The organism is Bacillus sp. HY001 (assembly GCF_007558965.1).
GTDB classification, from domain to species: domain Bacteria; phylum Bacillota; class Bacilli; order Bacillales; family Bacillaceae_G; genus Bacillus_A; species Bacillus_A mobilis.
Window position 1 is genome coordinate 15,903 of the sequence record NZ_VLTE01000165.1, and the last position, 12,121, is coordinate 28,023.

At 36.4% G+C, this 12,121-nt stretch carries 13 protein-coding genes and 1 pseudogene; 2 read left to right on the top strand and 12 right to left on the bottom strand.

Annotation, left to right across the window (positions count from 1 at the left end):
• Nucleotides 1–61: 61 nt before the first annotated feature.
• From sirA to FOT98_RS29740, 7 genes and pseudogenes are all read right to left on the bottom strand, one after another.
• Nucleotides 62–502, bottom strand: a complete 441-nt coding sequence (sirA, locus tag FOT98_RS29710) for a sporulation inhibitor of replication protein SirA (protein WP_063260627.1) — start codon at nucleotides 500–502, stop codon at nucleotides 62–64.
• A 156-nt stretch (nucleotides 503–658) separates the two neighbouring features.
• Nucleotides 659–2,659, bottom strand: a complete 2,001-nt coding sequence (gene tkt, locus FOT98_RS29715) for a transketolase (RefSeq protein WP_063260626.1) — start codon at nucleotides 2,657–2,659, stop codon at nucleotides 659–661.
• A gap of 223 nt (nucleotides 2,660–2,882) precedes the next feature.
• Nucleotides 2,883–3,364 (bottom strand): annotated as a pseudogene (locus tag FOT98_RS29720) (coproporphyrinogen III oxidase).
• 74 nt (nucleotides 3,365–3,438) lie between these two features.
• A complete protein-coding gene (gene phnE, locus FOT98_RS29725; RefSeq protein ID WP_063260624.1) occupies nucleotides 3,439–4,242 on the bottom strand; it encodes a phosphonate ABC transporter, permease protein PhnE in 804 nt (267 codons plus the stop codon).
• Complete coding sequence (gene phnE, locus FOT98_RS29730; protein WP_063260623.1) at nucleotides 4,242–5,036, bottom strand: phosphonate ABC transporter, permease protein PhnE; 795 nt, start codon at nucleotides 5,034–5,036, stop codon at nucleotides 4,242–4,244. Before phnE (FOT98_RS29730) ends, phnE (FOT98_RS29725) begins: the two co-directional genes overlap by 1 nt.
• Entirely contained in the window at nucleotides 5,033–5,806 is a 774-nt protein-coding gene (phnC, locus tag FOT98_RS29735) for a phosphonate ABC transporter ATP-binding protein (protein ID WP_061677974.1), read from the bottom strand. The genes phnE (FOT98_RS29730) and phnC overlap by 4 nt, the downstream gene beginning before the upstream one ends.
• Nucleotides 5,807–5,889: 83 nt before the next feature.
• The gene (locus FOT98_RS29740) at nucleotides 5,890–6,828 is read right to left on the bottom strand and encodes a phosphate/phosphite/phosphonate ABC transporter substrate-binding protein (RefSeq protein WP_000915073.1); all 939 of its coding nucleotides are present in this window, start codon (nucleotides 6,826–6,828) and stop codon (nucleotides 5,890–5,892) included.
• A 183-nt stretch (nucleotides 6,829–7,011) separates the two neighbouring features.
• Here FOT98_RS29740 and FOT98_RS29745 point away from each other — a divergent pair, with 183 nt between their 5' ends.
• The gene (locus FOT98_RS29745) at nucleotides 7,012–8,595 is read left to right on the top strand and encodes a bifunctional metallophosphatase/5'-nucleotidase (RefSeq protein WP_063260622.1); all 1,584 of its coding nucleotides are present in this window, start codon (nucleotides 7,012–7,014) and stop codon (nucleotides 8,593–8,595) included.
• Between the two features lie 39 nt (nucleotides 8,596–8,634).
• Here FOT98_RS29745 and FOT98_RS29750 read toward each other — a convergent pair whose 3' ends face one another.
• Together FOT98_RS29750 and FOT98_RS29755 are read right to left on the bottom strand one after the other, a co-directional pair.
• Entirely contained in the window at nucleotides 8,635–8,874 is a 240-nt protein-coding gene (locus FOT98_RS29750; RefSeq protein WP_001190582.1) for a DUF896 domain-containing protein, read from the bottom strand.
• Nucleotides 8,875–8,919: 45 nt separating this feature from the next.
• Nucleotides 8,920–9,576 carry a YneB family resolvase-like protein gene (locus FOT98_RS29755; RefSeq protein ID WP_061677970.1) on the bottom strand — a complete coding sequence of 219 codons (657 nt, stop codon included), beginning with the start codon at nucleotides 9,574–9,576 and terminating at the stop codon, nucleotides 8,920–8,922.
• A 141-nt stretch (nucleotides 9,577–9,717) separates the two neighbouring features.
• Between FOT98_RS29755 and lexA the strand changes: the two genes are divergently transcribed.
• The gene (gene lexA / locus FOT98_RS29760; RefSeq protein WP_016086752.1) at nucleotides 9,718–10,338 is read left to right on the top strand and encodes a transcriptional repressor LexA; all 621 of its coding nucleotides are present in this window, start codon (nucleotides 9,718–9,720) and stop codon (nucleotides 10,336–10,338) included.
• A gap of 88 nt (nucleotides 10,339–10,426) precedes the next feature.
• Here lexA and FOT98_RS29765 read toward each other — a convergent pair whose 3' ends face one another.
• From FOT98_RS29765 to FOT98_RS29775, 3 genes are read right to left on the bottom strand one after another with little or no spacing between them, the layout of a single operon-like run.
• Entirely contained in the window at nucleotides 10,427–11,233 is an 807-nt protein-coding gene (locus tag FOT98_RS29765; RefSeq protein WP_063260621.1) for a DUF4097 family beta strand repeat-containing protein, read from the bottom strand.
• Nucleotides 11,234–11,776: a DUF1700 domain-containing protein gene (locus FOT98_RS29770; protein WP_063260620.1), complete on the bottom strand. Its 543-nt coding sequence runs from the start codon at nucleotides 11,774–11,776 to the stop codon at nucleotides 11,234–11,236.
• A complete protein-coding gene (locus tag FOT98_RS29775) occupies nucleotides 11,769–12,092 on the bottom strand; it encodes a PadR family transcriptional regulator (RefSeq protein ID WP_001102620.1) in 324 nt (107 codons plus the stop codon). Before FOT98_RS29775 ends, FOT98_RS29770 begins: the two co-directional genes overlap by 8 nt.
• Between the last annotated feature and the right edge of the window lie 29 nt (nucleotides 12,093–12,121).

The following is a 12,121-nucleotide window of genomic DNA, read 5'->3' on the forward strand; positions in this document are numbered from 1 at the left end:
GTTGTCTACCTTACAGTGTACTAAAACCTTTTCAATAAGACAAGATACAATTCGACATTTTTTACACATATGTTCGTACTTGTTTTAGAGGATTCAGCCATCCGTACTTTGTATTTTCATAATCCATAGCTAAAAATGTTAATTCACACTTTCTCAACACCTCAAAGAAAGTCGTTTCCATAGAAACATTTCCAGAGGTATTCATCCGAATATAGTGCGGTTTCACCATTATTTCGCCGTATTCCGCCCCTGTATAAAGTGTATGTGTATGATGTGTTCGATCATATTTACCAAGAACACGCAAAGCTTGTTCTAATTTATGATGAATTTTAATTACTTGTAATGGCCTCGTTATATACATCATTTGTTTATATAACACTTTTTTCTCCGAAAGGGACCCAGATTCTGAAAATCGAGCAAATAAATCAAAAAACAAATATTCACGACCAAAGTAAGCTTTCGCAATATCCTCTTGAATTAAATACAATTCATACGTTTTCATCTTTTGCCTCCCAATCTGGACAACCTTTTCCCTTCATTATATAGAAGAAACTTTGCAATGATTGTCTGACTGCGGAGAGATAAAAAACTTTTTCTGTCGAAAAAACTCATTTACATAGAAAAACCTCTCCATGCCGGAGAGATTTTTCTAAAATCATTAAAGCATTTCTTTTACTTTACGAACAACGTTCTCTACAGTAAATCCATACTCTTCCATAATCTTCTCACCAGGAGCAGAAGCACCGAATGTATCGATACCTAACACATCTCCGTCAAGACCTACGTAACGGTGCCATCCGAATGTAGCACCCATTTCGATTGCGAAACGTTTTGTTACTGCTTTTGGTAATACAGATTCTTTGTACTCAGCAGTTTGAGCTTCAAAGCGATCCATAGATGGCATGCTGACAACAGCTGCATCAACGCCGTCTACTGCTAGAGCTTTTTGTGCTTCAACAGCTAGGCTTACTTCAGATCCAGTTGCAAGTAAGATTACATCAGCTGTTTCTTTCTTGCTTGCAGAAACTACATATGCACCTTTTGCTACTTTTTCATACGTATCGTCTTTTGCACCTTCTAATGTTGGAAGGTCTTGACGAGTTAATACTAAAGCAGTTGGTTTGTTTGTAGATTCTAGAGCTAGTCTCCAAGCTGCAACAGATTCGTTACCATCAGCTGGACGAATAACAGATACATTTGGCATTGCACGTAGCGCTGCTAATTGCTCGACTGGTTCATGTGTTGGACCATCTTCACCAACAGCGATACTGTCGTGTGTGAATACATACGTTACTGGCAATTGCATTAATGCTGCAAGACGAATTGCTGGGCGTAAGTAGTCAGAGAATACGAAGAACGTACCACCGTAAGTTTTTAAACCGCCATGTAGTGCAATACCGTTCATTGCTGCACCCATTGCGAACTCACGTACACCGTACCAAATGTTTTTTCCGCTGTAATCATCTCTTGTAAAGTCTTTTTCGTTATTCATGTATGTTTTGTTAGAACCAGCAAGGTCAGCAGATCCACCGAAGAATGATGGTACAGATTCTGCAATTGCATTAATTACAGCACCTGAAGAATTACGAGTTGCTGCTTTTGATCCTAATTCATAAGTTGGTAAGTTTTGCTCCCAACCTTCTGGAAGAAGACCATTCATTGCTGCTTGCAATTCGTTTGCTAATTCTGGGTAGGCTTGTGCATACTCACCTAGCATAGTGTTCCACGCTGCTTGTGCAGTTTCACCAACATCTTGTACCGTTTTACGGAAGTTGTCATATACTTCTTCTGCTACATGGAAGTCTTGCTCAGCAGTCCAAGCATATGCTTCTTTCGTTAATTTTGTTTCGTCTACACCAAGTGGAGAACCATGTGAAGCTGATTTTCCTGATTTGTTTGGAGAACCGAAACCAATTGTCGTTCTTACTTCAATTAGCGTTGGGCGTTTTTCGTCAGCTTTCGCTTCTTCAATTGCTTTCGCGATAGCTTCAATATCGTTTCCATCCTCAACACGGATTACTTGCCATCCGTATGCTTTGTAACGATCTTCTACACTTTCAGAGAATGAACGATTTAAATCGCCATCTAATGAAATATCATTTGAATCGTAAAGCACAACAAGACGACCTAATTGTAAATGAGCAGCTAATGAAGATGCTTCAGCAGAAACGCCTTCCATTAAGTCTCCATCACCACAAATAGCGTATGTATAATGATCTACTACATTATACGCATCACGGTTATATTTAGCAGCTAAATGTCTTTCAGCCATTGCCATACCTACAGCAGTTGAAATACCTTGTCCAAGTGGGCCAGTAGTTGCATCTACACCAGCTGTATGACCGTACTCAGGATGTCCTGGAGTTTTGCTTCCCCATTGACGGAAGTTCTTTAAGTCATCCATTGTTACATCATAACCAGATAGGTGAAGTAGGCTGTATAATAACATTGAACCATGACCTGCAGATAATACGAAACGATCACGGTTAAACCACGTTGGGTTATTTGGATTGTGTTTCATAAATTGAGTCCATAATGTATAAGCCATTGGTGCTGCACCCATTGGCATTCCTGGGTGACCAGAGTTTGCTTTTTCAATCGCATCGATGGATAATGTGCGAATCGTGTTGATAGAAAGTTGTTCGATTGAATGTGACATGCTATTCTTCCCTTCGCTTATATTAGTAAACGTTTTATACATTTATATGATAGCTTCCCACGCAAGATTATACAACATGTATCGACAAATATGTTGATATTTTTTTGGTTTTCCATAAAAAAATCAAGGTTTTCAGGAATGTATGGGCATTCAATATGACATACTTTTTCATTGTTTTTATTTTAAAAAGAAAGGGAATTATCTGTATATTTATTCATCATTTTCAAATTCCATAATGCAAAATATATCCTTCCCCATTTTTCACTCTACGAAGCAAATAAATAAACGACTGTAAATCTTGGCATAATTTATCTCGATCAAATACGTATCTTTCATATTCTCCATCCGTATTTTTATCATTTTCCCATTGAAACTGTCCTGTCAATTCGATTGTTTCTGGCGCTAAAGAAAACATGCTAACTAGCGAACAAAATAACTGTTCTGCTATCACTGCCCCTTGCTGTTCTATTTTCGTAATACCATAATAGTGAATTCCAAATCCTTCTGCTCTTTTCGCTGGATAGTAGGTCGGAATCCAATGAGTAAAATCTAATAGATATACGATTAGCTCATCACTTAATACAACATACTCATCTATCGTTGCCTCTTCTTTATATAGAAAACAACGTTCAATCCAATCTATATCTATAAAATCCAATCTTTTTTTTCATTCGAAACAAATACAAACTCATGCTGTAAAGCCAAATTATCCCCCCTATTGCTCACATTTATTATTCTTATTATATAAAAAAGCACCTTTTATAGGTGCTTAAAATAAATTATACAATTTTCTTCCGTATCGAACTTGAAATAAAATCAATGATAATTACCATTAAAATGATGCCTAATAAAATAATACCCACACGAGACCAATTGCGTGAACTCAGTGCAAAAATTAAAGGCGTACCAATCCCACCTGCTCCAATAACACCTAAAATAGCAGCGGATCGTACATTAATTTCGAACCTGTATAACGTATACGATAGAAAATCCGGTAATACTTGTGGTAATACCGCATACCAAAGTATTTGGAAGCGATTTGCGCCTGTCGCTATTAACGCTTCCGTCGGTCCCTTATCTATATTTTCAATTCCTTCTGAATATAGTTTTCCTAACATCCCAATAGAGTGTAACCCTAAAGCTAGAACTCCAGCAAAAGAGCCTGGTCCAACAGCTTTTATAAATAAAAGCGCCATAACTAATTCCGGAAATGTACGAACAAAACTAAGTACAAACTTCCCAGTTCCTGAAGTTAATTTTCCACTGCTCATATTCGTTGCAGCCCAAAAAGCAAATGGAACAGATAAAAAGGCAGAAATAAATGTACCTAATATCGCAATTGCCAACGTATCAATTAAACCATGTAATAAATCTTCACCATCTGGCAAAGATACATACGACCAATCTGGATTCAATACACCTGTCATAATTGCTTTTGTAATTTCTCCTGCCGTATCCTTTATTCCCTCTAACGGGACTCCTGAAAAAGCCCATACATAAACAAATGCAAGTGCTATAAAAATAAACCAGCGATACATACTCGGTTTCTTCGGTTTTGGTACGATTAACGTCGTTTTACTCATTATAATTTCTCCCGCAACAATGTACTTACATAATCAATTAACAATACAACAACAAGGGTATAGATAATAATAGATGCGGTTTGTTGATATTGTAAAAACCCAAGTGTACGGTCATAATATAATCCAATACCGCCTGCCCCTACTAAACCTAAAACAGCTGCTGCACGTACGTTCACCTCAAATGTATAAAGAACATAGGAGACAAAATGTGCTTTCACTTGCGGCATTACCCCATACACAATCCATTGCACTTTATTTGCTCCTACTGCTGTCATCGCTTCTAATGGACCTGAATCAATCGATTCAATTGACTCATACAACAATTTCGCCACGAGCCCAATTGAGAAAAAAGTAAGAGCCAAAATACCTGGAAGTGGTCCTATTCCAAAAATAGCTACAAAAATCGCCGCTAATAATAAATCTGGTATCGTTCGGATAAAATTTAAAACCAATCGAGCTGGACCGTACAAAAATGTACTAGTAAACACATTACTTGCCGCAAATAGTGCCAGTGGAATAGCTAAAATCGCTCCTAAAGTCGTCCCAATAATCGCCATACGTATTGTATCTAACATCGCTGTTGTAATAACTTGAAAATAACTCCAATCAGGCGGCACCATCTCTTTTAACAAATCAATCATATTAGGAAAACCAACTACTAGTTTTGAAAATGATGCGTCGACCTGTACACTACTTCCCCACAACAGTAAAATGACTAGAATAGCCGTTAACATATGTTTCAACTTACTCGGCGGCTTCGGTATCGATTTCGAATATATCGTCACGTCATTCATTTAACTGCCACCTCTAATAATTCACTTTTCTGCGCTACGTCTCCATAAATTTCAGCAAATTTTTCATCCGTTGCTTCTTCTACTGATCCATCAAAAACAATTTCGCCTGCATGTAATCCAATAATGCGTGTCGCATATTGCCTAGCTAAATCAATAGAATGTAAGTTTACAATTGTTGTAATCCCAAAATCTTCATTAATTTTTTTCAAATCATCTAACACTTGCTTTGTTGTTAGCGGATCTAACGACGCAACAGGTTCATCTGCCAATATGATTTTCGCTTCTTGCGCCAACGCTCTAGCAATCGATACACGTTGTTGTTGTCCTCCTGATAATTCATCAGCTCGCGCATATGCTTTTTCTAAAATATTCACCCTTTTTAACGATTGAAAAGCAAGCTCCAAATCTTCTTTTGGAAATAGACCTAACGTTGTACGCAGTGTCGAATGATACCCAACACGCCCCGCTAGTACATTCTTCAATACCGTTGATCGCTTTACAAGATTAAAATTTTGAAAGATCATACCAATATCTCGGCGCATGCGGCGTAATCCTTTTCCTTTCGCTGCAGTAATAGACTCACCTTCAATCATAATTTCGCCTTCTGTAATCTCATGAAGGCGGTTTACCGATCTTAGAAGTGTAGACTTTCCAGCCCCAGACAGCCCTACCATTACAACAAACTCGCCTTTTTGAATGTTCAAGTTTATATTATTCAATCCTTTTGTACCATTCGGATACACTTTGGAAACGTTTCGAAACTCTATCACACATCTTACCTACCTTCTATGTATTCAAAACGGCAAACTAACTGAAAATAAATCCTTCCAGTTAGCCGCCATTTCCATATGTATTATTGCGTTTTTACTTTCTTTCCATATTCACGAACGATATCAAATTTACTATCATCAGATTTAACATAGCCTTCATGTGAATATACTTCTTTAATGATTTTGTGACCTTCCTCATTCTTTCCTATTTCAATGAAAGCATCCTGTAATTTCTTGCTCCACTCTTCATCTAAATCAGAGCGTACCGAAATCGTATCGTTTGGAATTTTCTCTGTAAATTTCACAATTTTTGTTTGATCGAATATATTCGGATAATCTTTTTTCACAATATTACGAGCATCTTGGAATACAACAGCTGCATCTACATCACCATTTAAAAGAGCAATAAGCGACTGATCGTGACCTTTTAATGTAACAGGTTTCACATCCTTTAACGGATCAACACCCTCTTTTAACAATACAGCCGCAGGCCATACGTATCCCGCTGATGACGTTACATCTTGATAACCAATTTTTTTACCTTTTAAATCTTTTACACTATTAATATTTGAATCTTTCTTCACTACAAACTCAGATTTATAAAAATCTACTAAATCCTTTGTAGGAGCTCCGGTTTCATCATCTACCCCAAAACGTTGTGCTTGTAAAATTACGTTTGCAGCCTTTTTCTCATGTGCTAGCACATATGCTGTTGGAGGTAAAAAGCCTACATCTACTTGCTTAGATGCCATCGCTTCTACAATTGTATTGTAATTCGTTGAAATACTAACTTTTACCGGAATATTTAATTTATCACTTAATAGCTTTTCCAATGGTTTCGCCTTCGCCTCTAACGTATCTGCATTTTGAGAAGGAACAAATTGAACATTTAAAGTCTTTGGTACATAACCTTTTTTCGTATCTTCAGTTTTACTTGCACTAGATTCCTTTGTTCCACAGCCACTTAATAATCCCGCCGCCAGTACAACTGTCGTGCTCATTGCAAAAACTTTTTTCAACATATTAATGCCTCCATTTTTGTTGTTATAAATTACCTTCCGTAAACATGAAGAAATATATCACACATTTTTATTAATAATTGCTTATTTACAGAATCTTTACACATTCTATACATTCTCATTAAAATTCTCTTCATATATTTGATATGCTTAACTAGTAGATAACAATAGAAAAGGTGAATGATATTGAATCAAAATCAAACTGTAACTTTAAACATCTTATTAACAAGTGATATACACGGTACTGTGTATCCAATTCACTACCAAGATAACTCCAAAGCTGAAATTGGTTTAGCTAAAATTTCTACTCTTATAAAAAAAGAACGTTCCGAAAACAGAAACGTTCTTTTAATTGATAACGGTGACTTCATACAAGGAACACCCTTTACTTATCATTACGCTACATATGCAAAAGATAAGAAAAATCCAATGTCCTTATTAGCGAACTATTTACGTTATGATGCTGCAGTTATCGGGAATCATGAATTTAATTATGGAATGGACGTATTAAACCACGCTATTTCTACTGCGAACTTCCCGTATCTATCAGCTAATATTTTAGATACAAACAGAAAAGAACCTTATTTCGGGAAACCATATATAATAAAACATATTGAATCAAATATAAAAATCGCTATTTTAGGAATGACAACGCATTACATTCCTAATTGGGAACAACCTCATCACATTCAAGATTTACAATTTGAAGATGCATTAGAAACAACAAAAAAATGGGTTTCTTACATTCGCGAACAAGAGCAACCAGATTTACTAGTCGTAGCGTATCATGGAGGATTTGAACGCGATTTACAAACCGGGGTACCGACTGAAGTTTTAACAGGTGAAAACCAAGGTTATGCAATGTGCCATGAAATTGAAGGCATAGATATTTTACTAACAGGCCACCAACACCGGGAAATCGCTCACACCGTAATAAATGGTGTAACAGTTTTACAGACTGGATGCAATGGACACTCTGCCGGAAAAATAACAGTAACATTCGAGAAAACAGAACAAAAATGGGTAAAAAAAGAGAGTTATTCACAATTATTGCCCGTGCGAGGAATTGCAGCGGACCAACATATGCTTTCCTTGGTTACCGATTATGAAGAGAAAACACAAAATTGGCTCGATCAACCTATTGGACTAATCTATGGGGATATGCAAATTTCAGACGCTATGCAAACTCGTTTGCAAGACCATCCTTTTATTGAATTCATAAATAAGATACAGATGGATATAGCTAATGTTTCTATTTCTTGTACAAGCTTATTCCATAATACATCTCCAGGTTTCCCTGGTCATGTAACAATGCGTGACATCGTTTCTAATTATATTTATCCAAATACATTAAAAGTAATTAGAATAACTGGAGCAGATATAAAAAACGCCCTTGAACTCTCTGCTTCTTATTTCACATTACATTCAGATGGAACTATCATCGTAAACCCTACCTTCATAGAACCGAAGCCACAGCACTATAATTATGATATGTGGGAAGGGATTTCGTACATATTAAACATTTCCAAACCTATTGGCGAGAGAGTAGAATCTTTACAGTATAAAGGCGCTCCTCTTAATATGGATGAAGAATATGACGTCGTTATGAATAATTATCGCGCAAGCGGCGGAGGAAACTTCTTTATGTTTCAAAATAAGCCCGTAATAAAAGACATACCAACAGATATGTCTGAACTTATCGCTAACTATATATTGAAGCACAAAAAGATAGAAGCATCAGTCAATAATAACTGGAAAGTTATTAAATAACGGATATAATAAATAAAAAAGATGGGCTTCGCCCATCTTTTAGTTTAATTTTGCATTATCTTGCTTTTTTAAAGCTTTTAATTTCGCCGGTGTAACATCAGTACCTTCTTCGTTAACAACTTTAATTCCTTTAAGTTCGTTTAACATATTTTGACGAAATCCTTTTAAATATTGTTCACGTAGCGATTGGCGCTCACGTTGTTCTTCTTCAGTTAAGCCTTCAGCCTTTGCTTTTTTCGCTAAGAAGTTAATGCGTTCAATGAGTTCGTGACTTTGCATCTCGAATCCCCCTTTTACTCAAAACTGATTATTATCATACAATAGTTAGTCCTCTTTATCAAGCAATTGCTTTGTATACTCTACATATCTACGATGTACAGTCGCTTTTGAAACATTATGACCAAAGCCGCGAAGCGTTGCCGCAATTTCTTCGAAAGTAAGTTCACTCTTGCGCAAACGTACAATTTCCTCAATCGGCACTTCTTTCTTCTCTCGTCCTACGCTTAAATGACGATTCTTCAAATTATTTTCTGGACGATAACCTTTTTCTACTGCACGTTGCATACCACGTTTAATTTTCAAGTTATGAATCTTTCTTTGATACTCTTCAACAATACCAATAATATCTAATACCATCGAATCAGAATCCGATAATTGTAATTCTCCATTATGCGTATGCGTGTATACTTTTATTCCCTCTTTATGTAAACAGTGCATTAATGCAATCTTTGCATTCCCCCTACCAAGGCGCGTTTCATCTTGTATGAGTAGCACATCAATTTGTTCATCTCGAATGGTATCCAGCACTTCTAATATACCGTCACGTTCAATCGTATACCCACTAGCCTGTTCTTCAATTACCTTAGCAACATTCATTTGATAGCGCTCAGCTAAATGCAATAATTCATCTTTTTGACGTAATAATGACGTTTCTTGCGCTTCTTTCGTTGTACTCACACGCGCATAAATAATTGCATTCATTATGAACCCCTCTTTCTCACTATTATTTCCCTCCAGTGTAACATAAATTCGCCTTTTGTTCGAACTTATGTTTGTAGAATGTTTTTTCGCATGTTATACTTATTAATAAGAAAAATGAAAGAAAACGAGGTGTTAGAAAACATGGAAAAGTTAACGAAACGCCAGCAAGACATTCTCGACTTTATTAAGCTAAAAGTACAAGAAAAAGGATATCCACCTTCCGTACGTGAAATTGGTCAAGCGGTCGGCCTCGCTTCTAGTTCTACAGTGCACGGACATTTATCACGACTAGAAGAAAAAGGATATATTCGACGCGATCCAACAAAACCACGAGCAATTGAAATTTTAGGTGACGATCGAATGGATGCAGAAACACAATCTGTTATTCAAGTTCCAATTATCGGAAAAGTTACTGCTGGATTACCGATTACAGCAGTTGAAAGTGTAGAAGATCACTTCCCACTTCCAGCTAGCATTGTTGCTGGAGCAGACCAAGTGTTTATGTTACGTATTTCTGGAGATAGTATGATTGAGGCTGGTATTTTCGATGGGGATTTAGTTGTTGTTCGCCAACAACAGTCTGCATACAACGGTGAAATTGTAGTCGCTTTAACAGAAGATAACGAAGCAACTGTTAAACGTTTCTATAAAGAAAAAGACCATTTCCGTCTACAACCGGAAAACTCTTCATTAGAACCTATCATTTTAAAACAAGTGTCAGTTATCGGAAAAGTAATTGGCGTATATCGTGATTTACATTAAGCATAATAAAAGAAGATAATTACCTTATTTATATACGGTAATTATCTTCTTTTTTGTATTTTGATAGATTTTCATATAATTCTATTTCTTATGAACGAGTTTCAATCGTCACATCGCCAGCAGCTGTTTTACCGCTAATCTTTTTACTACCATTGCCAATCGTTATATTTTTATTTTCTTCATTAAAAATCATCACGTCGCCAGCAGCGCTTTGCCCCGTTATAACTGCATCTTGCGGCTTTTCTAATAAGGTAATATCTACATCGCCAGCAGTTGAACTTGCCTCTACATCATACTTAGGATCATGATCCATAATATGCACTTCCCCACTGGCCGTTTTCGCTATTACATTCCCGATTACCTTTTTAAAGTTCACCTCACCAGCTTTTGAAGATCCCTCCACACTCTTAGCTGTGACATGTTTTAAATTCACTTCTCCAGCGAGTGTCCCAACAGTTACACGATCACTTTTCACATCACTTATTTCTATTTGTCCAGCAGATGAATTTACTTTTATCTCATGGTAAGAACGTTCTGGTACAAATATAGTCAATGTAGACGTTTGAAACTTGAAATTGTAAAAAGAAAAATCAAATGAAGCACCTTTTTCTCTTTCCCCAATAATTTTTAATGTGTCACCATCTTCAGCAATACGAACCTCTTGTTTACGTGTATCTCCTGTGTGCTTTACATAAAAAGAAGAGTCGGGAGATTTTTGGACAACAATATCCCCAGCGTCTAACTTAACTTCTACATTTTTTAATGTTTCGTTTTTAATAACGTCTTCTTTGTTTCCTTTTTCTGCAGTTTGTACTGCTTTTTCATACGTTTGTGAAATCCCTATTACTCCAATAATGATACAAGCGATTGCTACTAACAATATTTTTTTCATCATCTACTCCCCTTTTATCATTTTGAAGTTCCATAATACATAACGTACGCATAACTTTTTAAACCACTTCGTACTATAATAAGCGATAATACATAACAACAAACCTACTCCAACAAACGTTATACTAACGAATACATCCAACCATATAAAAGTACCCATAAATACTTTTGCAATAACAAAAACCGGTGTCACTACACTAGCAATCCCACCGATCCAAAAAGAAAATATAAAAGCGATAATTGCAACTAACGGGCCTAATACAATTATGAAATTAAACAAACTAAGTCCAATCGCTGCCATAACAGCCCTTGTTATATTGGTAGTTGATGGGTCTTTTTTCATTTCGTCAAAGCGATACAAAGCAAGTAAGTCTTTCGCAATTACTTTCGGAGAGCCAAGGCCCTTTATTATTTCCGATTCAGTTTTTCCTTCTTCTATCCCAAACTGAAAATGCTCTTCATAATCAAATAAAATATCTTTCCTCTCTTCTTCCGGTAACTTTCTAAGATGACTTGATAATTCTTTAAGGAACTGCTCTTTACTCATCCCATTCCACCCCTTCAATAATTTCTTGTACGCCTTTTGCAAAATCACGCCACTCTGTTACTAACAAATTCAGTTGCGTTTCCCCTTGCTCAGTTAGTTGATAATATTTACGAGGCGGCCCCTCCGTAGATTCTTTCAAATACGTTTGAAAATACCCTTCTTTCGTTAAGCGACGTAATAAAGGATACACTGACCCTTCCGATATTAAAAATTTATTTGAGATTTGCTGAACAAGTTCATAGCCGTAACAATCCTTACGTTTCACAAGTGCCAATACACACAGTTCTAACACACCTTTTTTAAACTGAACGTTCAAGGTCAATCCCCCTTTCTCATTTCAGTACT

Excerpts from the sequence above, each read along its gene's own strand:
- sirA (WP_063260627.1), bottom strand. The coding sequence starts at position 502 with ATGAAAACGTATGAATTGTATTTAATTCAAGAGGATATTGCGAAAGCT.
- tkt (WP_063260626.1), bottom strand. The coding sequence starts at position 2,659 with ATGTCACATTCAATCGAACAACTTTCTATCAACACGATTCGCACATTA.
- phnE (WP_063260624.1), bottom strand. The coding sequence starts at position 4,242 with ATGAGTAAAACGACGTTAATCGTACCAAAACCGAAGAAACCGAGTATG.
- phnE (WP_063260623.1), bottom strand. The coding sequence starts at position 5,036 with ATGAATGACGTGACGATATATTCGAAATCGATACCGAAGCCGCCGAGT.
- FOT98_RS29740 (WP_000915073.1), bottom strand. The coding sequence starts at position 6,828 with ATGTTGAAAAAAGTTTTTGCAATGAGCACGACAGTTGTACTGGCGGCG.
- FOT98_RS29750 (WP_001190582.1), bottom strand. The coding sequence starts at position 8,874 with ATGCAAAGTCACGAACTCATTGAACGCATTAACTTCTTAGCGAAAAAA.
- FOT98_RS29755 (WP_061677970.1), bottom strand. The coding sequence starts at position 9,576 with ATGAATGCAATTATTTATGCGCGTGTGAGTACAACGAAAGAAGCGCAA.
- lexA (WP_016086752.1), top strand. The coding sequence starts at position 9,718 with ATGGAAAAGTTAACGAAACGCCAGCAAGACATTCTCGACTTTATTAAG.
- FOT98_RS29765 (WP_063260621.1), bottom strand. The coding sequence starts at position 11,233 with ATGATGAAAAAAATATTGTTAGTAGCAATCGCTTGTATCATTATTGGA.
- FOT98_RS29770 (WP_063260620.1), bottom strand. The coding sequence starts at position 11,776 with ATGAGTAAAGAGCAGTTCCTTAAAGAATTATCAAGTCATCTTAGAAAG.